16 protein-coding genes and 1 tRNA gene are annotated in these 22896 nt (G+C 69.3%); 10 read left to right on the forward strand and 7 right to left on the reverse strand.

The window, feature by feature from the left end:
* The first annotated feature begins 15 nt into the window (after window positions 1–15).
* The 6 genes from V8Z74_RS13805 to recD all read left to right on the forward strand — a co-directional run bounded on the left by V8Z74_RS13805 (window position 16) and on the right by recD (window position 11545).
* Entirely contained in the window at window positions 16–684 is a 669-nt protein-coding gene (locus V8Z74_RS13805) for a response regulator (RefSeq protein ID WP_066480221.1), read from the forward strand.
* 77 nt (window positions 685–761) lie between these two features.
* Window positions 762–837: transfer RNA gene (locus V8Z74_RS13810), tRNA-Phe, on the forward strand.
* A gap of 179 nt (window positions 838–1016) precedes the next feature.
* Entirely contained in the window at window positions 1017–1421 is a 405-nt protein-coding gene (locus tag V8Z74_RS13815) for a group III truncated hemoglobin (protein WP_349709643.1), read from the forward strand.
* Window positions 1422–1689: 268 nt separating this feature from the next.
* Window positions 1690–5253 carry an exodeoxyribonuclease V subunit gamma gene (recC, locus tag V8Z74_RS13820; RefSeq protein ID WP_349709644.1) on the forward strand — a complete coding sequence of 1188 codons (3564 nt, stop codon included), beginning with the start codon at window positions 1690–1692 and terminating at the stop codon, window positions 5251–5253.
* The gene (gene recB, locus V8Z74_RS13825) at window positions 5250–9044 is read left to right on the forward strand and encodes an exodeoxyribonuclease V subunit beta (RefSeq protein WP_349709645.1); all 3795 of its coding nucleotides are present in this window, start codon (window positions 5250–5252) and stop codon (window positions 9042–9044) included. The genes recC and recB overlap by 4 nt, the downstream gene beginning before the upstream one ends.
* Window positions 9045–9451: 407 nt before the next feature.
* Window positions 9452–11545, forward strand: coding sequence for an exodeoxyribonuclease V subunit alpha (gene recD / locus V8Z74_RS13830; RefSeq protein ID WP_349709646.1), 2094 nt, complete (start codon window positions 9452–9454; stop codon window positions 11543–11545).
* A gap of 84 nt (window positions 11546–11629) precedes the next feature.
* Here the strand turns inward: recD and V8Z74_RS13835 are convergent, their stop codons facing one another.
* From V8Z74_RS13835 to V8Z74_RS13855, 5 genes are all read right to left on the reverse strand, one after another.
* Window positions 11630–11821 carry a hypothetical protein gene (locus V8Z74_RS13835; RefSeq protein WP_349709647.1) on the reverse strand — a complete coding sequence of 64 codons (192 nt, stop codon included), beginning with the start codon at window positions 11819–11821 and terminating at the stop codon, window positions 11630–11632.
* Window positions 11818–12957: a PepSY-associated TM helix domain-containing protein gene (locus tag V8Z74_RS13840; protein WP_349709648.1), complete on the reverse strand. Its 1140-nt coding sequence runs from the start codon at window positions 12955–12957 to the stop codon at window positions 11818–11820. The genes V8Z74_RS13835 and V8Z74_RS13840 overlap by 4 nt, the downstream gene beginning before the upstream one ends.
* A 50-nt stretch (window positions 12958–13007) precedes the next feature.
* Window positions 13008–15173, reverse strand: a complete 2166-nt coding sequence (locus V8Z74_RS13845) for a TonB-dependent siderophore receptor (protein WP_349709649.1) — start codon at window positions 15171–15173, stop codon at window positions 13008–13010.
* 227 nt (window positions 15174–15400) lie between these two features.
* Window positions 15401–15814, reverse strand: a complete 414-nt coding sequence (locus tag V8Z74_RS13850; protein WP_349709650.1) for a VOC family protein — start codon at window positions 15812–15814, stop codon at window positions 15401–15403.
* Between the two features lie 49 nt (window positions 15815–15863).
* Window positions 15864–16514: a glutathione S-transferase gene (locus tag V8Z74_RS13855; protein ID WP_066480179.1), complete on the reverse strand. Its 651-nt coding sequence runs from the start codon at window positions 16512–16514 to the stop codon at window positions 15864–15866.
* Between the two features lie 121 nt (window positions 16515–16635).
* Between V8Z74_RS13855 and V8Z74_RS13860 the strand changes: the two genes are divergently transcribed.
* The 4 genes from V8Z74_RS13860 to V8Z74_RS13875 all read left to right on the forward strand — a co-directional run bounded on the left by V8Z74_RS13860 (window position 16636) and on the right by V8Z74_RS13875 (window position 20123).
* Window positions 16636–17061, forward strand: coding sequence for a hypothetical protein (locus tag V8Z74_RS13860; protein ID WP_349709651.1), 426 nt, complete (start codon window positions 16636–16638; stop codon window positions 17059–17061).
* Between the two features lie 77 nt (window positions 17062–17138).
* Window positions 17139–17663, forward strand: a complete 525-nt coding sequence (locus tag V8Z74_RS13865) for a copper chaperone PCu(A)C (protein ID WP_066480172.1) — start codon at window positions 17139–17141, stop codon at window positions 17661–17663.
* Between the two features lie 245 nt (window positions 17664–17908).
* A complete protein-coding gene (locus V8Z74_RS13870; protein WP_349709652.1) occupies window positions 17909–18784 on the forward strand; it encodes a PhaM family polyhydroxyalkanoate granule multifunctional regulatory protein in 876 nt (291 codons plus the stop codon).
* A gap of 70 nt (window positions 18785–18854) precedes the next feature.
* The gene (locus tag V8Z74_RS13875) at window positions 18855–20123 is read left to right on the forward strand and encodes an FIST signal transduction protein (protein ID WP_066480169.1); all 1269 of its coding nucleotides are present in this window, start codon (window positions 18855–18857) and stop codon (window positions 20121–20123) included.
* A gap of 103 nt (window positions 20124–20226) precedes the next feature.
* On the opposite strand, the gene V8Z74_RS13880 is transcribed toward V8Z74_RS13875, so the two are convergent.
* Together V8Z74_RS13880 and V8Z74_RS13885 are read right to left on the reverse strand one after the other, a co-directional pair.
* Window positions 20227–21384 (reverse strand): CMD domain-containing protein, encoded by a 1158-nt coding sequence (locus V8Z74_RS13880; RefSeq protein ID WP_083526695.1) that lies wholly within the window; start codon window positions 21382–21384, stop codon window positions 20227–20229.
* 18 nt (window positions 21385–21402) lie between these two features.
* Entirely contained in the window at window positions 21403–22875 is a 1473-nt protein-coding gene (locus V8Z74_RS13885; RefSeq protein WP_349709653.1) for a SidA/IucD/PvdA family monooxygenase, read from the reverse strand.
* Between the last annotated feature and the right edge of the window lie 21 nt (window positions 22876–22896).

Consider the following 22896-nt stretch of genomic DNA (forward strand, 5'->3'; position numbering starts at 1 on the left):
TAGGCTTTTAGACACATGGCAAACATACTGGTGGTCGACGACGAACTGGGGATCAGGGATCTGTTGTCGGAAATCCTCAACGACGAAGGTCATAGTGTGGACCTGGCCGAGAACGCCAACCAGGCACGTATTGCCCGTGGCTCCAGCAACTACGACCTGGTGCTGCTGGACATCTGGATGCCCGACACCGACGGCGTGACCCTGCTCAAGGAATGGGCCTCGGCCGGGCAGCTGACCATGCCCGTCATCATGATGAGCGGCCATGCCACCATCGAGACCGCGGTGGAGGCCACGCGCATCGGCGCGCTGTCCTTTCTCGAAAAGCCCATCACCATGCAGAAGCTGCTCAAGGCCGTGGAACAGGGCCTGAGCCGCAACGCCTCCAGCTCCTCGTCCGAGTCGCCGGCTGCCGCTGCGGAAGGCGGCTCCGCCCCCGCGCCTGCCGCAAGCATCACCGCGCAATCGGCCGAAGACAGCCTGCCGCATTCGCACCAGGGCTTCGACCTGGACCGTCCGCTGCGCGAGGCGCGCGACGGCTTCGAGAAAGCCTATTTCGAATTCCACCTGGCCCGCGAAGGCGGTTCCATGACCCGCGTGGCCGAGAAGACCGGTCTGGAGCGCACCCACCTGTACCGCAAGCTGCGCCAGCTGGGCGTGGACCTCGGACGCAATCGCCGCGGCTGATTTCGCAAAAAATTTGCGAATTTCCATTTGAGGTCGAAAAGTATGCCTATAATCACGGCTTCAGCGCAACAACGCTAGGCCCGGTAGCTCAGTCGGTAGAGCAGAGGATTGAAAATCCTTGTGTCGGCGGTTCGATTCCGTCCCAGGCCACCAGATTCAAAACCCCAGCACTGCAAGGTGCCGGGGTTTTTTGTTTTGCCTGCCGGCTCATGTGGCCGCTGGTGGTGGCGTGGCATTGCCACTGCCACGGGCCTCGGCTCATGCCCCCTTGTGTTTCATGGGATGCTCGCCAGATACATCCTGGGCGGAAGCTGGCGCAGGAAGGAGTCGCGATGGGCACCGATGAACTATGTACCGAGAAAGAAGTGGTCCGCCTGGTGCATGCGTTCTATGCGCGTGTGCGCCAGGACGAGATCCTGGGGCCCATCTTCGATGCGCACATCGACGATTGGGACCGCCATCTGGCCAGGCTGGTGGATTTCTGGTCGGCCATCTTGCGGCGCACGGCGCGCTTTTCGGGTGCGCCCATGCCCAGGCATGCGGCACTGCCGGGGCTGAGCATGGAATTGTTCGAGCGCTGGCTGGGCCTGTTCGAGGCCACGCTGGCCGATCAGCCCAACCGCGCCCTGGCCGAGCAGGCGGGGCGGGCTGCCCGCCGCATTGCGCAAAGCTTGTGGTCGGGCTACCAGATGAGCCGGGACCCGAAGGCGCTGCCGCCGCTGGTGGGGCGTGCCTGAGCTGCCGCAGACACGAGCACGGACACGGGTCATGGCCAGCGGATCACGCTGCACCTGCGCGTGTTCCTCCATGTGCCGGCCGGCGCCCAAGGCCATGTTCTGCTGCATGCTGCAGAGTTCATAGCTTCATGCGCTTGAAGGATGGTGGTTTTGATGGCTTTCCTTTTTGAATCCATTGTCTGGAAGGCGCTGAAAGCTACCAATATGGAAGCGACAGGGTTTGCGCAGCCGCGCGCCCGAGTCGCGTTAAGCTCGCCGCTGGCGTGGCATGCAATACAGGAGGGCGCGGGTGGCTGCGCATTGGCAACCGGGGCTGATCGCCCTGCACGGAAACCGCACGGAAGTGCTGGCCGATACGGTGCTGGCCTGGCTGGCCGCGCACCCGCTGGATGCGCTGGAGCCCGAGACCGTGCTCGTGCAAAGCAACGGCATGGCCGAGTGGTTCAAGATGCGCATGGCCGAGCGCCAGGGCGTTTGTGCGGCCGCGCGCGTGGAACTGCCGGCGCGCTTCGTCTGGCGCAGCTACCGCCAGATCCTCGGCAAGAGCGAGGTGCCGCGCGCATCGCCGCTGGACAAGACGCCCATGATCTGGCGCCTCATGCGCCTGCTGCCGCAGTGCCTGGCCGAGCCCGCGCTGGCGCAGCGGTTCGCGCCGATCGCCAGCTTTCTGCGCCCCGGTGAGCCTCAGCGTCTGCTGCAACTGGCCGAGCGCCTGGCCGACCTGTTCGACCAGTACCAGATCTACCGCGCCGACTGGCTGGGGGCCTGGGAGCGCGGCGAGGATGTGCTGCGCACGCCAGGCCGGCCCGATGTGCCCGTGCCCGAAGGGCAGCTGTGGCAGCCCGCGCTGTGGCGCCAGGTGCTGGCCGAGCTCGATGAACAGGAGCGCGCGGCCACGCGCCCGGCGCTGCTGGAGCGCGTGCTGGCGGCGCTGCAGTCGGGCCAGCCGCCCGTGAGCCCGCTGGCGCGCCGCGTGGTGGTGTTCGGCATGAGCCAGATGCCGCTGTCGCTGATGCAGTTTCTGAGCGGCATTGCACGCCACAGCCAGGTGCTGATCGCCGTGCCCAACCCCTGCCGCTTCCACTGGGCCGATGCCATCGACGGGCGCGAGCTGCTGCGCCAGCAGCGCCGCCGCCATCCGCTCAAGGGCGGGCGGGACCTGGCGCAGATTCCGCTCGAAGCCATGCATGCCCATGCCCATCCGCTGCTGGCGGCCTGGGGCCGGCAAAGCCGCGACTATGTGCGCCAGCTCGATGCCTTCGACACCACGGACGAGACGGCGGCCCAGTGGCGCTGGCCGCGTGTCGATGTGTACGAGGAAGCCGATGCCGGGGAGCTGGCCCAGGCACCGCTGCTGGCGCAGGTCCAGCAGCGCATCCGCGACCTGGTGCCGCTGGCCGAGCATCCGCGGCTGCAGGTGCCGGCCCGCGACCGCTCCATCGTTTTCCACAAGGCGCACAGCCTGGTGCGCGAGCTCGAAGTGCTGCACGACCAGCTGCTGCAGCTGCTGGCCCAGCCCGCGGCGCCCGGCGAGGCGGCACTGGCGCCGCGCGACATCGTGGTCATGCTGCCGGCCATCGAGGAGGCTGCGCCATCGATACGCGCCGTGTTCGGCCAGTACGGCCGCCATGATGCGCGCCACATCCCGTTCGACATTGCCGACCTGGGCGCGCGCACCAGCAGTCCGCTGGTGGCCGCGCTGCAATGGCTGCTCAAGCTGCCGCAGCAGCGCTGCCGGCTCAGCGAGCTGTGCGACCTGCTCGACGTGCCGGCCGTGGCCGCGCGCGTGGGGCTGGCGGCCGAGGACCTGCCCCAGCTCACGCGCTGGATGGCGGGCGCCGGCATACGCTGGGGCCTGAGCGGCGCGCAGCGCGCCCAGCTGGGACTGGCGGCCTGCGGCGACCCCAACAGCGCCTGGTTCGGCCTGCAGCGCATGCTGCTCGGCTATGCCAGCGGACCCCTGTCCGACCTGCATGCCGATGCGCGCGCGTTTGCCGACATCGAACCCTACGACGAAGTGGGCGGCCTGGGCGCCGAGCTGGCCGGCTGCCTGGCCTGCCTGCTGCAGCGCATGCTGCAGTGGTGGCAGACCGCCAACGACCCGGCCACGCCCGATGTGTGGGCCCAGCGCTTTCGCGGACTGCTCGATGATTTCTTCGCCAGCCAGGGCGACGAGGACCAGGCGCTGCTGTCGGCGCTCGACGCGGCGCTGGACCTGTGGCAAAGCGCCTGCGAACAGGCCGGTTTCGCCGCCAGCCTGCCGCTGGAGGTGGCGCAGGAGGCCTGGCTGCAGGCGCTCAGCGAGCCGGCGCTGAACCAGCGCTTTCGCGCGGGCGGCGTGACCTTCTGCACGCTCATGCCCATGCGCGCGATTCCGTTCGAGGTGGTGTGCCTGCTGGGCATGAACGACGGCGACTATCCGCGCCGCGCCAGCCGCTCCGACTTCGATCTGATGGCATGGCCCGGCCAGCAGCGCCCGGGCGACCGCGCGCGCCGCGACGACGACCGCCAGCTCATGCTCGATGCCCTGCTGTCAGCCCGGCGCCAGCTCTACATCAGCTGGGCGGGCCGCCATGTGCGCGACAACAGCGAGCAGCCGCCCTCGGTGCTGGTCTCGCAGCTGCGCGACTATCTGGCGGCAGGCTGGATGGGCGAGGATGGCGCAGACCTGCTGGCCCAGCGCACGCAGCAGCATCCGCTGCAGCCCTTCAGCCGGCGCTATTTCGAGCCGCAGTCCGGGCTGCACACCTATGCGCGCGAATGGCGTGCGGCCCATGAGGAGGCGGCCGGCCTGCCGGCCGTGCCTGCCGCCGCGCCCTTCGAACCCGATCCCGCCGCGCCGCTGACGCTGGCGCGGCTCACCGATTTCTGGCGCCATCCGGCGCGCGCCTATCTGCGCAACCGGCTGCTGGTGCGCCTCGAGCAGGATCGCGAGATCCTGGCCGACGACGAGCTGTTCCAGGTCGACGGCCTGGTGGCCTACGGCCTGGTGCAGCAGCTGCAGCTGGATGTAGCCGCGCGGCTGGCGCAGTCCGCCACGGCCGGTGTGGCGCAGCAGGTGGACCAGCAGGTGCGCCGCCTGGCGCGCGCGGGCATGCTGCCGCTGGCCGGACTGGGCCGGCGCGAGGCGCAGGGCCTGCAGCGCCAGGTGGCGCCTTCGCTGCTGGCCTGGCAGCAGCTGATGCAGGACTGGCCGCAGAGCGCGCCGCGCGAGCGCCTGCTGCTGACAAGCGGCGCGTTGCTGCTGGACGACTGGATCGACGGGCTGCGCGAGCGCTTCGATGCCGTGACGGTTGGCGAGAGTGACGAAGGCGAGGGAGCCGGCCGCTACACGCGCAGCTGGTTCGCCATGGACCCGCGCACGCTGCTGGACCGCGAAGGGCAGCTGCGGGCCGACAAGCTGCTGTCCGCCTATGTGCGCAGCCTGGCGCTGTCGGCCACGGGTGCCCGGGCCCTGGGCTGCGTGGTGGCGCGCGACATCCAGCTCTGGGTCCTGCCCATGGCGCAGGCCGAGGCAAGGGAGCGCCTGCAGGTGCTGATGCGGGGCTGGCTGGCGGGGCAGGATGCGCCGCTGCCCGTGCCGCTGTGCACCGCGGTGGCCGCGGCCGAGGGCGACCTGCGCGCGGCGGTGACGGCCTATGAAGGCGGGCATCTGCGCTCCGGCGAATGCGAGGATGCCAGCTGGGCGCGCTGCTATCCGGACTGGAATGCCCTGGTGGCCGGCGGCCATTTCGAGCGCTGGGCACAGTCCGTGTACGGGCCCTTGCTGGACTGGAAGAACCATTACCTGCGGCCCGAGTCCCTGCCGGCCCTGCAAGAGGTGAACGAATGACGGCAGCGCTGCCAGGAACTTCCGCTGCCAGCCATGTGCTGGACGCGCTGCATTTCCCGCTGTGGGGCTCGCGCCTGATCGAGGCCAGCGCCGGCACGGGCAAGACCTGGACGATCGCGGCCCTGTACCTGCGCCTGGTGCTCGGCCATGGCGGCGAAGAAGGCTTCGCGCGGCCCCTGATGCCGCCCGACATCCTGGTCATGACCTTCACGCGCGCCGCCACGCGCGAGCTGTCGGACCGCATTCGCGCGCGGCTCATCGAGGCCAGGCAGTGCTTTCGCGGCGAGGCCGAGCCCGCGGCGCACGACGGCTTTCTGCGCGCGCTGCGCGATGCCTATCCCGAAGGCGCGGCGCGCGAGCAGGCCGCATGGCGGCTGGACATGGCGGCGCAGTGCATGGACGACGCGGCCATCCACACCATCGACGCCTGGTGCCAGCGCATGCTGCGCGAGCATGCGTTCGACAGCGGCAACCTGTTCGACGAAACCCTGGAGCCCGACGAAAGCCAGCGCCAGATCGAGGCCGCGCAGGATTACTGGCGCCAGCAGTGCTACCCGCTGTCGGGCGAGGTGCTGGAGCAGGTGCTGGGCATCTGGCCCCATGTGGGCGCGCTGGTGGCCGACATGCAGTCGCTGCTGCGCGAAAGCGTGCCGGCCGCGGCCGGGGAAGGCACGCTGGGCGAATGCGTGCAGCAGGCGCTGCAGCAGCAGGCCGGCATGCTGAAAGGCCTGGCCCGGGGCTGGCTGGACAAGGCGCAGCGCCTGGAAGACTGGCTGGACGGGCAACTGGCCCACAACAAGTCCGCGTGGAACGGCGCCAAGCTCAAGCCGGCCCATTACAAGAGCTGGCTGGCGGCCCTGCGCGGATGGGCGGCCGCTCCGCACCCCGACCTGGCGGCCATGCTCAAGACCGGCGCCACCCGCTTGACGCCCGCGGGGCTGGACGATGCGCGCAAGGGCGATGTTCCGGTGGCGCTGCCGCCCGAATCGCAGGCGCTGGAGGGCGTGCTGCAGCAGCTGGCGCAGCTGCCCAGCTTTGCGAGCCGGCTGCGTTTGCATGCGGCGGCCCGGGTGCAGCAGCGCCTGCAGTGGCTCAAGCGCCAGGCCGGCACCTTCGGCTTTGCCGACATGCTGCAGCGCCTGGATGCCGCGCTGGCCGGCGAGAACAGCGAGGCGCTGCGCGCCAGCATCCTGGCCCAGTACCCGGTGGCGCTGATCGACGAGTTCCAGGACACCTCGCCGCTGCAGTACCGCCTGTTCGACCGGATCTACCGCACGGCCGACAACGCCGCGGACAGCGCCCTGCTGCTGATCGGCGACCCCAAGCAGTCCATCTACGGTTTCCGCGGCGCCGACATCTACAGTTATCTGCAGGCGCGCGCGGCCACCGAGGGGCGCCACTATGTGCTGGGCACCAATTACCGCTCCACCGGAGCGCTGGTGAGCGCCGTCAACCACTGGTTCGACACGGCCGAAAAGCGGCCGGGCGAGGGGGCCTTCATGTTCCGCCAGGGCTCGGGCAACCCGCTGCCGTTCGAGCCCGTGGCCGCCCAGGGCCGCAGCGAGGTGCTGATGGACGGCGGCGCGGCCATGCCGGCGCTGACCATTGCCTGGGATGGGAGCTGGGGTGCAGAGGGCGGCGACGAGCCGCTGAGCAGCGAGGTGATCCGCAGCCGCTGTGCCGAGCACTGCGCAAGCCAGATCGTGCAATGGCTGATGGACGAAGGCACCGGCTTTGCCAGCGCGGGCGGACCGCTGCAGCGCCTGCGCCCGGCCGACATTGCCGTGCTGGTGCGCACGGGCAGGGAGGCCGCGGCCGTGCGCCAGGCGCTGGCCCGGCGCGCCGTGGCTTCGGTGTATCTGTCCGACCAGGATTCGGTGTTTGCCAGCGCCGAGGCGCAGGACCTGCTGTACTGGCTGCGCGCCGTGGCCGCGCCGCTGGATGCGCTGGCCGTGCGCGCGGGGCTGGCGACGCGGCTCATGGGCCTGTCGTTCGACGAGCTGGCCTGGCTGGCCAGCGACGAGGAGGCGTTCGATGCCCGCAGCGAGCAGCTGCGCGAGCTGCACGGCATCTGGCTGCGCCAGGGCGTGCTGGCCATGCTGCGCCAGACGCTGTACCGCTTCAACCTGCCCACGCGCTGGCTGGCCGGGATCGGCGGCGAGCGCCGGCTGACCAACTATCTGCACCTGGCCGAGCTGCTGCAGACGGCCAGCGCCCAGGTCGAAGGCGAGCAGGCGCTGATCCGCTGGCTGGCCATGCAGATCGAGGCGCCGGGAGGCGGCAGCGGCGGCGGCGAGGCGCAGATCGTGCGGCTGGAGTCCGATGCCGACCTGGTCAAGGTCGTGACCGTGCACAAGAGCAAGGGCCTGGAATATCCGGTGGTCTGCCTGCCGTTCGCGGGCAGCTTCCGCGCCCTGGAGCGGCGCACGACGGCCTATCTGTCGCTGCCGGCCCATGCGGGCGAAGGCCTGGCGGAGGGGCGCGAACTGCTGCTGGACTATGACAACGCGCAGCTGGAGCAGGCCGACCGCGAGCGCCTGCGCGAGGACCTGCGCCTGTTCTATGTGGCCCTCACCCGCGCGCGCCATGCGCTGTGGATGGCACTGGCGCCCATGAAGCGCGGCAACAGCAAGGCCTGCGTGAACGAGCAGGGCGCGGCCGGCTATCTGCTGGCCGGGCCCGAGAAGCAGTCTGCCGCCCAGTGGCGTGCCAGCGTGGCGGCGCTGGCGGCGGGCTGCGCCCATATCCATGTGAAGGACCTGCCGGCCGAGCTGCCCGAATTGCGGCTGTGGACGGCCTCCGAGGCGCCGCCCGCCTTGGGGCCGGCACCCGGCTATGCGGCCGACTTCGACCGGCGCTGGGGCATAGGCAGCTTTTCCTCGCTGACGCGGGCCATGGCCGCGCCCAGCCTGCCGGTGCTGCCCGTGGCGGCGCTGTGGCCGGCCGGCGACGAAGTCCAGGCGGCCCTGCCGGCAAACCCGGGGCCGCCTGCCCTGCCGGACATGCTTTCCCTGCCGGCCGGTGCTGCCGGTCCGGTCTGGCACCGCTTCATGCGCGGGCCGGTGGTGGGCAATTTCCTGCACGACCAGCTGGAATGGCTGTCGGGCGAAGGCTTTGCCCTGCCGGAACAGGAGTCCGGCGAGCCCACGGGCCTGGAAGCGCGGCTGCTGCGCCGCTGCGAGCGCGCGGGCCGCAAGGAGCAGGCCGGCGACGTGCTGCGCTGGCTGCGCGCCGTGGTGCACCAGCCGCTGCCGCCGCTGGACGTGAGCCTGGCGCAGCTGGGCGAGCGCGCTGCGCTGCTGGCCGAGATGGAGTTCTGGCTGCCCGCGCAAAAGCTGTCGGCGCCTCGCATCGATGCGCTGTGCCGCCAGTACCTGCTGCCGGGGCAGGAGCGCCCGGTGCTGCCGCAGCGCGAGCTGCACGGCATGCTCATGGGCTTTGCCGACCTGGTGTTCTGCCATGCGGGCCGCTACTGGGTGCTCGATTACAAGACCAACCACCTGGGCTCGGACGGCGGCGCCTACACGGCCGAGGCGCTGGCCGCGGCCATGCTGCACCACCGCTACGACGTGCAGGCGGCGCTGTACCTGCTGGCGCTGCACCGGCTGCTGAAAAGCCGGCTGGGCGAGGCCTATGAACCAGCGCAGCACCTGGGCGGGGCGCTGTATTTCTTTGTGCGCGGCCTGGATGGCGAGGCGCGGGGCATGCTGGAGCTGCCTTCTTCGCAGCAGATGCTGGCGCTGCTGGAGGCGCTTGATGCGCTGTTGAATGAGTCGGAGGCGTTGGCATGAGAACTGGTGGGTTGTGGTTTTTGTCCGATGCATGCTTTTCCTGTCGGCAGGAGCCGGGTTTCGTCCCGGCAGGCGAGTTCCTTTCTTGTTTCGCAACAAGAAAGGAACCAAAGAAATGCGCCCCACTGTCTGCGTCCCTTCGCTGCGCTACGGGCAAACCTGCGTCACCCGATTCAGTCTGCGGTGCGCCCCAACTCACTGCGCGTTGCGCGCTTCGTTCGAACAAACGGGCGCAAGTCAGATCACGAAGCAACGCTGTCCTGCGGCAGCGTTGCCCGCAGTCTGAACCGGGTGCCGCAGGCGCAGCCAAAAGGGGGGGGGAGAGGGGGAGCCATACGGGCCATCGCCATGCTCGGCCTCTGTCCAAAAAACAAGCACGCCGCGCGCAAGCGAAGGAACGCAAAGCCATGAGAGGGCGCCGCAAGATCGATTTGCAGACGCTGGACCTGTTCGCCCAGCCCCAGCTGTCCGCCCAGGACACGCTGGGGGCACTGGCGCGCCTGAGCGATGCGGGCCTGTTGCGCCGGCTGGACAGCGCCTTGGCGGCCTTCGTGCACGGCCAGGACCCGGGCGCCGAGCCCGCGCTGCTGGTGGCTGCTGCGGTGCTGGCGCAGATGGAAGGGCGCGGCCATAGCTGCCTGCCGCTGGCCGCGCTGGTGGCCCGGCCCAACGATGTGCTGGCCTGGCCCAGGGAGGCCCAGCCGCTGCTGGCCGCTCTCTGGGACCGGCTGCCGCCGCGACTGGAGGACTGGCTGGCCGCCCTGCAGCGCAGCCCCGTGGTGCGCACGGTGCAGGACGGGTCTGGAAAGGCCGTGTGCAACGGTGTTGATAACGCTGTGGATGACGGGTGCCCCTTGGTTTTGCGCACGGGCGCCGGACCGCTGCTGTACCTGCGCCGCTATTGGGACTACGAGCGCGGCGTGGCGGCGCATATCGCCCGGCGCACGGAGGTCGATGCCGAGCCTGACACGGACCGGGTGCGCGGCTGGCTGGACAGGCTGTTCGGCCCGTCCGGCGCCGATAAACCGGACTGGCAGAAGCTGGCCTGCGCGCTGGCGTTGCGCGGACGGCTGTCGGTGATCACGGGCGGGCCCGGCACGGGCAAGACCTATACGGCCGCGCGCCTGCTGGCCCTTCTGTTCGCCATGGCGCCCGATGTGCAGCAGCTGCGAGTGGCCCTGGCTGCGCCCACGGGCAAGGCGGCGGCGCGGCTCAAACAGGCCATCGATGCCTCGCTGCTGGACCTCAAGGACAGCGTGCAGGGCGAACTCGACCTGGAGGCGCTGGTGCAGCGCATGGGCGCGGCGCGCACGCTGCATTCGCTGCTGGGCGCGCGGCCCGATACGCGCTACTTCCGCCACCATGCAGGCAACCCGCTGGACGTGGACGTGCTCATCGTGGACGAGGCCTCGATGATCCACCTGGAGATGATGGCCGCGCTGCTGCAGGCGCTGCCGCCCACGGCGCGGCTGGTCCTGCTGGGCGACAAGGACCAGCTGGCCTCGGTGGAGGCCGGCGCCGTGCTCGGCGATCTGTGCCGCGACGCGCAGGCCGGCTGCTATCTGCCGGCCACCTGCGCCTATGCCGAAAGCGCCGCGGGCCAGCGCATTCCGGCCGAATTCATGGCTGCCGGCGCCGCGCTGCCGCTGGCCCAGCACACCGTCATGCTGCGCGAAAGCCGGCGCTTTGGCGGCCCCATAGGCCAGCTGGCGCTGGCGGTCAACCGCGGCGATGCGCCGGCTGCCCAGGCGCTGCTGGCCGAGCACACGCGCCTGGGCGTAGATGCCGTGCTGTGGGCCCGGCAGGGCGGTGCGGCGCAGCGCATTGCCGAGGACGCCGTGCACGGCCGCGGCCGCCAGGCCAGCTATGCGGCCTATGCCAGGCAGCTGGGGCTGTGGCGCAGCGACCGCCCGCAGACGCCGCAGGAGCACGAGGACTGGGTCTGCGGCGTGCTCAATGCCTTCGAGCGCTTTCGGCTGCTGTGCGCGGTGCGCGAGGGCGACTGGGGCGTGGCCGGGCTCAACCGCGCCGTGGAGGCCGTGCTGCAGGCGCAAGGCGCGATCCGCAAGGAAGGCGAGTGGTATGCGGGCCGGCCCGTGATGGTCACGCGCAACGATGCGCAGCTCAATGTGTTCAACGGCGACATCGGCATTGCCCTGCCCGGCTTTGCCGATCCGTCGCGGCTGCGCGTGTACTTCCTGCAGGGCGAGAAACTGCATGCCGTGAGCACCGCGCGCCTGGCCCAGGTGGAGACGGCCTTCGCCATGACCGTGCACAAGAGCCAGGGCTCGGAATTCGAGCACACGGCGCTGGTGCTCTCGGCCCAGGGCGGCAATGTGCTCAACCGCGAACTGGTCTATACCGGCATCACGCGCGCGCGCCAGGCCTTCACGCTGTGGGCCGAGGTGCCGGGGCTGCTGGCCTCGGCCATTGCCAGCCCCACGCAGCGTTCCAGCGGTTTGCTGCGATTTCTGGAGCATAGTGTGCGCCGCAGTGCATGATTTCCGAGCCAAACGACAGTGAAACGACGGATTTGCATGCGCTGGCAGCTATGGATTCCAGATAGACAAGCCGGCCCTGCGGCACTAGCCCTTGCCGTGCCGGCTCCAGAACAGGGCCCACAGCGAGACGGCCGCGGGCAGGCCCAGGCCCAGGCCCAGCCAGCAGGCGGGCTTGAGCCAGCCTTGGCCCAGCAGCCCTGCCAGCAGGCCGGCAGCGGTCAGCGCCGCCAGCAGCAGCGGCATGCGCCAGACAGGGTATGGCCTGGAGGCGCTCATGCGGCGGTCTTCCGGGCGGCTGCCGCAATGGCGGCCGGCCGCATGGCGGGCTTGCGCAGCCACAGGTAGAGCCCGCTGCCCAGCACCGCGATGCACAGCACGTCGAGCACGGCCCATAGCAGCTTGAGCGGCATGCCTGCGTAGTCGCCGAAGTGCAGCGGCTGGGACAGGTACAGGGTCTTGAGATACCAGGGCGCTGCCACCGAGCCTTCGACCGCGCCGCTGCGCGCATTCACCAGCACGGGCTGGTAGAGCTTGGCCGTGAGCGCGCTGCTGCCGCGCATGTAGATGGTGTAATGCATGGGCGTGCCGGCCAGCACGCCCGGAAAGGCCAGGTAGCTGAGCGTCATGCCGGGTTCGGTGGCCATGGCGGCGCGCACGGCGGCGTCCAGCGGGCTGCGCTCGGCGGCCGTGGGCGGCCGGCCTCCGGCATGCCGCGACAGCCAGGGCTTGAGGTGATGCTCCTGCCAGTAATTGAGCGCGGGCTGGGCCAGGGTGTTAACCACGCCCGTGGCGCCCACCACGAACAGCCAGGTCAGCGTGCAGATGCCCAGGGCGTTGTGCAGGTCCAGCCAGCGCAGGCGCGCGGAGCGGCCGCGCCGCACGGCCCCGAAGGGCAGCTTGCCCATAAAGGGCGCGTAGAGCACCACGCCCGAGACCAGGGCCGCGAGCAGCAGCAGGCCCATGGCGCCCAGGAACAGCATGCCGGGCAGGCCGGCGAACAGGTCCACGTGCAGCCGTGTCATCCAGTACATGAAGCCCGAATAGAAATCTGGCGAAGGCAGGACTTGCGCCGTATAGGCGTCTATGGCCAGCACCTCGAACTTCTCGGTCTCTTCGAGGCGTGGAGCCAGGCTCACATACCAGAAGCTGTCGTCGTCCTCCTCGCGGCTGACATACATCGGAAACAGCCCCGGATGGCGTGCCTGGGCCGTGGCCAGCACGGTATCCAGGCTGGCGCGCTGCGCACCGGGCGGATGAGGGCGCGCGGGCACGGCCGTGCCCGTGAGCTCCTGGATCTCATGGTGGAAGATCAGCGGCAGGCCGGTCAGGCACAGCAGCAGCATGAACGTGGTGCAGACCAGGCTGCTCCACTTGTGTATCCACGACCAGCGCCGAAGGGAAGTGTTTGTCATGGCCAGGGCGGTGCAGCGGTCAGGGCAGTTGCCGGGCCGCCGCGGCCGCGTCAGAAGCGCACGGTGGCGCTGAGGTTGATGCTGCGCGGATCGCCCGCCTTGATGTAGTCCGCGTACTGGTAGGCCCAGTATTTGCGGTTCGTGGCATTGCTCAGCATCACGCGCAGCGTGGTGGATTTGCCGGCAATCACGGTCTCGTAGTTGGCGCCCAGGTTCAGCAGGCTGTAGCCGGCCACCTGCAGCTGGTTGGCCGCATCCAGCATGGTGTTTCCCGTGTGCTTGATGCCTGCCGTCAGCTGCAGGCCAGGCAGCTGAGGCACGTGGTAGCCCAGTTGGGCCGTGGCCACGTAGCGCGGCGCGCCGGCAATGCGGTTGCCGTCGATGGCCGCATTGCCGCGGCCGTATTCGCTGTCCAGCAGCATCAGGTTGCCGCCCAGGCTCCACTGCCGGGCCAGCTTCACGGCGCCCGCCAGCTCCAGGCCCTGGTAGGTGGACTGGCCGTCCTGGCGCATAGTTGTGCCGTCCGAATATTCGGACGGCTTCTCGATGCGGAACAGCGCCGCCGTGGCCGACCAGTTGGGCTGCACGGTCTTGACGCCCATTTCGTACTGGCGGGTCTTGAGCGGATTGAGCAGGGCGCGGTAGTTGCTCAGGCTTCGGTCGGCGACGATGGAGCCCGGCACCAGCGCTTCCATGTAGCTGGCATAGGCCATGCTCTGCGGGGCGAACCTGTACATCAGCGCCAGTGTGGGCGTGGCGGCGCCGGATTTCTCGTAGCGCGAGGTCTCGGCTCCCGTGGTGTCGTACTGGCGCTGCTGGTAGCTGTTGTAGCGGATGCCGGCCAGCACCGACCACTGCTGCGAAAACTCCAGCGTGTCGCTGGCAAAGATGGCGCGCTGCGTGATGTCGGCCGCACGGTACAGGCCCAGGCCGTCCAGGCCCGTGGGGCTGTAGTAGGCGTAGCGGTTGGCCTGGTTCAGATTGCCCAGGCCCACTTCCTCATAGGTGCCCGCGGCGCTGTAGTCGTTGCGCTGCTGCTGCCAGGAAGCGCCGACCACGATCTGGTGCCGCACCGCGCCCGTTTGCAGCCTGCCCTGCAGCAGTGCCTCGAACTGGTTGGTCTGGTAGGCCTCGCCGTAGTCGGAGCGGAAATTGCGGTAGTTGCCCGCGGAGTCCAGCAGGCTGATCACGGATTCGTTGCGCTGCGTGCGTGTGCTGCTGTGGCTGTAGCTGCCGCTGAGCTGCCAGTCCTGCGCAAGCCGGTACTTGATTCCCGTGGAGACGTACTTGAATTCGTTGTCCGAGAAATTGCCCGGGCCGACCATGCGGCCGTCGTCGTTGGCGACAGGCTGCGGCAGATGGCGCCCGGCCAGGCTGCTGGTGGTGATGGTGGGTTCCATGTCGCTGACGCGGCGCTTCTGGAACAGCGATTGCAGCTCCCAGCTCAGGTCGCTGGTCAGCTTGGCGTCGAGCGCCAGCGATACCGCGTTGCGGCGTTGGCGACTGGTGTTGGCCGCTTCGCCGCTTTCATGGCTGAGGTTGAGGCGGTAGCCGAAGCGGCCGTCCTCGCCGGCGCGGCCGCCGATGTCGGCATTCGCGCGCCACAGGCTCTTGCCGGAAAAGCCCAGGCCCACATTGCGCACGGGTTCGCCGGTGGGTTTCTTGGTAACGTAGTTGATCAGGCCGCCGGGGCTGCCGAAGCCGTAGAGAAAGCCGGTCGCGCCCTTGAGCAGGTCCACCTGCTCCATGTGCTCATAGGGCAGCAGCGTGGCATAGCTGATGAAGGGATGGCCGTCGATGCGGAAGGAGTTCTGCCAGTCCATGTCCAGGCCGCGCACGGACAGATAGCTGGCCCAGCCGCCCGAGGTGGAGCTGTTGTCGGACACCGAGGCATCGGCAAAGAACAGGTCGCCCAGCTTGCCCGGCGCAGTCTGCTCGATGATGTCGGCCGAGATATTGGCGCTGGAAAAAGGTGTCTCCAGCGCCGTGCGCTGGCCCAGGGCGCCGTTGTTGACAGGCCGGTCCAGCGCCAGGCCGGGCAGGTCGGCCATGCTCGATGCCTGGACCTGCACCTCGCCCAGCGTGGGAGCGTCGGTCCGTTCGGTCTGGGCCTGGACCGCACCGCAGGCCAGGCTGCACGCCAGCAGCAAAGGAGTATGGAGCGGCCTGGGCGCGGCGGTGCGAAGAGGGCATGCCGCGGAATGACGGGATTTCATATGAATATTTATGAGAATGATTCTTAATTATATTCATTGCGGCATGAATCCAGGCAAGGCATCGATACGACGAAGTGATGCAGCCGCGCTGTCGAAACGGATGATGGGCTGCTTCGAGCCGCAGCTGGCGGGCCGTGCTGTGGCAGGAAGCAAGTCCCAAGCTCCAGCGCTGCGGAGCATAGGCGAATGGCTGCGGACAGTTTGTCAGGGCTGGCGCAGGGCGGCTGTCAGTGCTCGTACACCGCTTCCCAGCTGGTAAAACCCTTGACCTCGATCGGGTTGCCGCTGGGGTCGTGGAAGAACATGGTCCATTGCTCGCCGGGCTCGCCCTCGAAGCGCACCTGGGGTTCCAGCACGAAGCGGGTGCCGGCGGCCTTCAGGCGCTCGGCCAGCGCCAGCCAGTCGGGCTTGAGCAGGATCACGCCCAGGTGGGGCATGGGCACCATGTGGTTGCCCACCTTGCCGGTGTTGGCCACGGCGAAGGGCTGGCCCAGGTGCAGCGAGATCTGGTGGCCGAAGAAGTCGAAGTCGACCCAGGTCTCGGTGCTGCGGCCTTCGCGGCAGCCAAGCACGCCGCCGTAGAAGCGGCGCGCCTCGTCGAGGTCGGTCACATGGTAGGCAAGATGGAACAGGCTTTGCATAGTGGCTCGACGATAACACCGCAGGCACGGCCTTCCGCCGCCGCAGCGCTCACTTGGTCTGGTAGCGCGCCATCATGGCCACGGTGCTGGCCTTGCGGTCGGCATTGACCTTCTGCACCGTGGGCCGCTCGCCCATGCGCGCCAGGTAGTCGCGCACCGGCAGCTCGGCCAGCACGTCCTTGCCGCAGACGCTCTTGGTCGCGGCGCTGACCAGCGGCAGGTGGACGATGGCGCTGCAGTCGGCCAGCGTGAAGCTGTCGCCTGCGATGAAGGGCGCATCGAAGCGCGCGATCCTCGCGAAGGCCGCCACGTTCTTCTCCAGCTGGGCCAGCGCCTTGTCGCGCGCGGCATCGCTGACCTTGCCGCCGAAGAAGGCCTGCGGATAGAGATTGCGCGCCACCAGCTCCAGGTGCAGGTTCAGGTACACGCACAGCTCGCGCACCTTGGCGGCGGCAAACGGGTCGGCCGGCAGCAGCCGCACCTCGGAGGGCAGCGCCTCCACGTATTCGATGATGGCATCCGACTCGCTGATGGCGCCATGCGCCGTGCGCAGATACGGCACCTTGCCCAGCGGCGATTCGTCGGTGTTGGTCTCGCCTATCCATGCCAGCTCTTCCTCGAAGGGCAGGTTCTTCTCCATCAGGGCCAGCTTGACCTTGTTGTAGTAGTTGCTGGCCGAGAATCCGCACAAAGAAAGCATTCTTGTCTCCTGGTTGTGATGGGCTCGAGGGTCGGCAGCGGGCGCCGGCCTTGGCCGTCCCTCCCGAGACCTGCATGGTAGGGCCGCTGGAGGATGCGGGGCGTCGCCGACCGGATAGCGCGTGGCTGCTCCTACAATGGCCGGCATGCCCATGCCGTCCCCTCGTCTGCAGCTTCCCGCGCCCGGTCCGCTGGCGCGCTGGGTGCTGCTGGCATGGGTTTGCGTGATGCTCACCGGCGTGGCGGCACCCTGGGCGCGGGCCGCCGCCATGGGGCGTCTGGAGCCCGCATGCAGCGCCTCGGGAGAGATCCGCTGGGTGCCGAGCCCGGTGGCGCAGGACGATGCCGTGCCTGCCGTGCACGGTATCGACTGCCCGCTGTGCCTGCCGCTGCTGGCCCCGCCTCCGGCCGGTACGCACAACGCATGCCGGGCGGCGCCCGAGATGGCCTTCGTCGTTGCCGGCTATGTGGGGCCCTGGAACCGCACGGCCCAGGTCCTGCCCCAGCCGCGCGCTCCGCCCCTCGAAGTCTTCAACAAACATGGCTGATGGCGCTTGAACACCAGGGTTTCAGGCGTTTTCGATGAGTGAGTCCGGCCCCTGGCCGGTTGTCTGGAGAAGATTTCATGAACTTGCAACGTTTCACCACCGCCATGCGCATGTCCGTGTGCATCCCCGCGATTGCCATGTGCTCTGCGCTGTTTGCAGGGGCCGCGCTGGCCCATCCCGATGCGGCCCATGTGGAGGCGCAGAACGCCTGGGCGCGCGCCAGCGTGCCGGGCCAGCAGGCCTCGGGCGCCTTCATGCGCCTGACGGCCAAGGAGCCGCTGAAGCTCGTGGGCGTGGAAACGCCCGTGGCCGGCGTGGCCGAGGTGCACGAGATGAAGATGGAGGGCGACGTGATGCGCATGCGCGCCATCGACGCGCTGGACCTGCCCCAGGGCGTGCCCGTGGACCTCAAGCCCGGCGGCTATCACGTAATGCTGCAGCAGCTCAAGGCGCCGCTGGTCAAGGACACCCAGGTGCCCATCACCCTGGTGTTCAAGGATGCCAAGGGCGAACTCTCGCGCCTGCATCTGCAGGTGCCGGTGCGCACGGCGCCGCCGGCCGGCGGCGATGCCGCGGCCGCCCACCATGGGCATATGCACTGAAGCACGGCGGCCGGGCGGCCGCATTACGCTTGCTTGCAAGGCTTTCGATCCGAGATCGAAGGCCTTTTTTCATGGAGGGCCGGCCAGGAAAAGTGGCCGGAAGCTGACTGGGATTTGCACTGATGGCCCTGCATCCCGGTTGGGCGCGGGGATGCTCTGGGTTAAGCTGTGCTGCAACGGTGGGCCTGGATGCTTTCGAGAGCAAGGCGCGGGCCTGGTGCACATCACCTACTGCGAGACCAACCATGAGCGACGCATCCTCCTTCGGCTTTGGCAAGTTCATTCCCGGCTTCGATTTCCTGCAGGGCCTGGCCCAGAGCGCAGGCTCCGCGGCCAAGCCGCTGGGCGGCATGCCGCAATGGGTGGCGCCCACGGTCAGCATCGAGGAAGTGGAAAAGCGCATCACCGAACTCAAGGCCGTGCAGTTCTGGCTGGAGCAGAACGGCCGCGCGCTGGCCGCCACCATCCAGGCGCTGGAAGTGCAGCGCATGACGCTGTCCACCCTCAAGGGCATGAATGTCAGCATGGGCGAGCTGGCCAAGGCTTTCCAGTTCCCTGGCGGAGGGGAGGCTGGGGGCGCCAAGGCCCAGGATTTTTCCGAGTGGCCCATGAATGCGGCCGCGAACGCGGCGGCTGCGGGCGGCCAGGCGCAGGAGGCCGCGGCCCCCGCCGAGCCCCGCAAACCTGCCGCCGGGAGCGCCGGCACCGCGGCCGAAGCCACGGCCGAGGGCGGCGAGCAGGCTGCGGAGCCCGCGCAGGCCGCACTGAACCAGGCCATGCAGTGGTGGGGATCGCTGACCCAGCAATTCCAGCAGATCGCGGCCAAGGCGCTGGCCGAGCCCGTGCCGCCCGAGACGCTGATGGCTGCGCAGCGCGCGACCGAGATGGCCAGCGGCTTGGCCAAGGCCACGATGGACCAGGTCATGTCCTTCGGCAAGGCCTCTGCAGAAGGCGCGGCCCAATCCGCCGCCGCATCCGCCAAGCCGGCCAAGGCCCCATCCGCAGCTTCTTCCAGGGCGGCAGCCGCCAAGAGCCCCGCCAAGCCTGCGGCGAAGAAGGCTCCGGCCGCGCCGGCGGCCAAGAAGGCTGCGGCCAAGACCGGCGGTTCGCGCGCCCGCTGACAGGCCCCGGCCCGCGCTGCTGCGCCGTGCGCCGGCGCGGCACGTTCCGCACAACACGAAAGGGGTGTCCATGTCGTTGTTTCCCATAGGCCATGCCAGCCACCCGGATTGGCGCGAGGCCGTGCAGTCCGTGGTGCGGCAGCTGTTCATGCAGATGGAGCAGCCCGGCCATGCCGGCCGTCCGCGCCTGGGCCTGATCTATGCCTCCCACGCCTATGCGCGTCACGCGCAGGACATGCTGATGCTGCTGGCCCAGTCGCTGCCGCGCGTCACCGACTGGGTGGGCTGCACGGCCAGCGGCGTGCTGGCCATGGCGCATGAGTACACCGATGCGCCGGGTCTGGCCGTGATGCTGCTGGACGTGCCGGCCGCGCATTACCGCGTGTATTCGGGCATTGCCCCGCTGGCCATGGGCGGCGGCGAGGCCGGCTTCGAGGCCGATGCCGCCCTGGTGCACTCCGACGCGGGCCAGCCCGAGCTGGCCGAGCTGCTGCAGGAGCTGTCGGAGCGCACGCAGACCGGCCATCTGTTCGGCGCTCTGGGCGGGCAGCAGGGCGAGGGCGTGCAGTTCGCCTGCCGGGCCGAGGATCTGCCGCTGCTGCGCACCGGCGGCGCGGTCGGCGTCTTTCGTGGCGGCTTCTCGGGCGTGGCCTTTGCGTCCGAAGTGCCCTGCATCTCGCGCATGGCCCATGGCTGCGCGCCGCTGGGCGAAGGCCTGGAGATCACCGAAACCAGCGGCTCCGTGCTGCTGTCGCTGCGCGGCCAGCCGGCCCTGCCCCAGCTGCTGCAGCTGCTGGACGTGCAGGCCAGCCCCGACCAGGGCGGCGGCTGGCAGGCGGCGCTGGGGGCGCTGCGCAACACCCAGGCGGCGATTGCGCCCCTGGGCCGCGGGCTGGAGCGCGGGGCGCTGACCCCCGAGGCCCAGGTGCTCAACCTGGTGGGGCTAGACCCGCTGCGCCAGGGCGTGGCCCTGTCCTCGCCGGTGGAGGCCGGGCATACCGTGATCTTCTGCCAGCGCCAGGAACATGCGGCGCGGCACGAGCTCATGCAGATGGGGGCGGCCCTGCAGGATGCGCTGCTGCCCGACTTTGCCGACGGCGCGGGGGCTGCGGGCGGCGAGCCCGCGGCGCCGCAGATCCGCGGGGCCATCTATGTGAGCTGCAAGGGCCGCGGCAGCGAGCTGTTCGGCGCACCGGACACCGAACTCCGGATACTGCGCCACGCGCTGGGCTCGGTGCCGCTGATCGGCCTCATGGGCGAAGCCGAGATCATGGATGCGCGCCTGCACCACCTGGCCGGCGTGCTGACCGTCTTCACGGAGCCGGCGACGGCCAATTGAGGGTGTTTAAGGCTGTTTGCGCAGATGCAGATTGCGCAGGCAGCTCTCAAAAAAGAAGCGGCCTGGGCCGCTTTGCTTTGACCGCGGAGGGCCGGCTTGCCGCTCAGGCGCGCTCGGGCCAGATCTCCACGCCCAGGTTGAGCATCAGCCGGTTGGCCCAGCCGAACAGGGCAGCCGAGTGCAGCATGTCCAGGATTTCCAGGTCCGACAGGCCTGCGTCGCGCAGCGGCTGCACGTGCTGCGCGCCGAAGCTGCCGGGCGTGCGCGTCAGGGCCAGGGAGGACTGGATGATGGCGCGCTCGCGCTCGTTGGTGCCGGCGGTGTCGGGATCGTCGAACATCTGCGCCATCACGTCGTTGCGCTTGGCCAGCTGCTCGAAGCGCTGGGCATGGACCGAGGCGCAGTACACGCAGCCGTTGGAGCGCGAAACGGCCGTGGCCGCGACTTCGCGCTCGGCACGCGACAGGCCGCCCGGCGCGTACATGATGGCGTTGAAGGCCTGGGAGCGCTCCAGCAGCACCTCGGGCTGGCGGCCCAGCAGCAGGTAGAAGTCCATGGTCTTGGCCTTGGGATGGCTGACCTCCAGCACCTTCTGCTGTTCGGGCGTGGCGGTTTCGGGGTCGAGCACGGGCAGCCAGGACTTCCAGTCCAGGGTTTCGCTGGTGAAGCCGTTGCGGCGCAGCGGCTCGCCAGGCGCGGGCAGGTTCGCCGGGTGCACAAACGGTGCCGCCGCCACGGGCTCGGCAGCCGGCGCATCCGCCTTGCCGCCCATGTCGGCCATGGCTTTGACGCCCACCAGCAGGCGGGCCTGGTAGGCGACGAAGCCGATCAGCTGGGCCAGCAGCACGGTGTCGTCTAGCGACAGGCCGGCGGCGGGTATGGCGAGCAGGGCCTTCTGGTCGCTCTCGGCGGGGTGCAGCGCCAGCGTGCGCACGAAGTGCAGCATGGCGTCCATGCGTGCATTGCCGGTCCGGGCGCCGCTCTGGTCGAGGACGGTGCGCAGCTCGGCCGTGATGCCGTCGCCCAGTGTGGCGGCGCGCGCGCGGTATTCGGCCTCCAGCGCGGCCACGCCGCTCACGCGGGCCTGTTCGGCGGCCAGTACCAGGCGCTCGGCCTGGGTCAGGGCGCTGTCCAGCGTATTGCCCAGCAGCAGGTCTTCGCAGGCCTGGGTGGCGACGGCCACTTTCTCGCGCTCGTGGCGGGTGGCGAAGGTGGGCGTTTGGGCCTGCAGGCCGGCCAGGCGGTCGATGGTATCGGTCATGTCTTGTCTCTCGGAGTCTCAGATGGCATTGCCCAGCGCCTTCACGCGCGCGGCGGAATCGGCATGGGTCCATTCCGTGCCGTCGAGTTCGGGCTCGGCATAGGACTGCAGCCTGGCGAAATGCTGCTCGATGTCGTCGCGGTAGAACAGCGAGGCCAAGCCCTGGGCCAGCTTGCGCGCGCCGTCGCTGATGGCCGGGATGTCGCCCGACACCGTGCCGTGCGAGAGCGCTGCCGGATAGCAGAAGCAGTGGATGTGGTCCAGGCCCGGCTGCTCGCCCGGCGTCTTTTCCTGGAATTCGAACAGCGGCCCCAGGTCGGGCGAGGCCGACAGTTCGGCATCCTCCTGGCCGGCGGCGGGCGTGAAGCGCTGGTTCCACAGCCGCACATGGGGCGCGATGTCGGCGAATTCGGGGCGCAGGCTCCAGTCGATGGCAAAGCCCGTGGAGACGATCAGAAAATCGAGCACGAACATGCCGGCGCTGGTATGTACATGCAGTTTGCGGCCCTGCTGCTCGACCTTCTGCACCGCGCAGCCCAGGTTGAAGAAGGCATTGGCATGGCGCGACACGCGCAGCGTGCTGCCGTGCGGCGGCGGCACCTGCTGGGCGTTGATGTAGTGGCGGATGCGCCATTTCCAGGCATCGGGCAGCAGGTACTGGCCATGGGTGAGGCCGGGCACGCCCGAACCCTTGGACTTGTTGATGCGCGGCAGTTCCTTGCGGCGCACCAGCAGGTCCACGCTGGCCGCGCCGCTTTCCAGCGCCGTGGCCGCGCTGTCCATGGCCGAGGCGCCGGCGCCCACCACGCCCACGTGCTTGCCGGCCAATCGGCCGTAGTCCATCTCGTCCGAGGAGTGGGCCCACAGGGCGCGGTCCACGCCTTGCAGAAAGTCCGGAATCTGCGCGCCGCCCAGTCCGTCGCGGCCCGTGGCCAGCACCAGGCGGCGGGCCAGCCAGGTGGAGATCCGGCCGTCGGCCCTGACATCGACCTGCACCACGCCGTCGGCCTGCGGGCGCACGGCCACCACCTCGTGGCCGTTGCGCACGTCGGCACCGGTCACGCGGCGGTACCAGCGCAGATAGTCCATCCATTGCAGGCGGGGAATCTTGTCCAGCGCCGTCCAGGCATCGAGGCCGAACTGGGCGATGAACCAGGCGCGAAAGCTCAGCGAGGCAATGCCCATGGCCGGGCCCGTGAGCTCCTTGGGCGAGCGCAGGGTCTCCATGCGCGCGGTGGTGGCCCAGGGGCCTTCGAAGTCCTGCGGCGCCTTGTCCAGCAGCACGGGCTGGATGCCGACCATGCCCAGCGCCACATGCAGGGCCAGGCCCGCCTGGCCCGCGCCGATGACCAGCACGTCGTGCACGGGCCGGCCGTCGCGGGAGGTGGGGGGAATCCAGGCCTTGGCGGGCCAGCCCAGGGTGACGAAATCGTCACGCAGGCGTTCTTCAAGGGCAGCCAGGCCGGCAGAGGGCTGTTCAATCAGAGACATAAGCAAACCACAAAAGCGCCT

Origin of the sequence: Comamonas sp. w2-DMI, from assembly GCF_040187735.1 — a bacterium.
Lineage (GTDB): Bacteria > Pseudomonadota > Gammaproteobacteria > Burkholderiales > Burkholderiaceae_C > Comamonas > Comamonas terrae.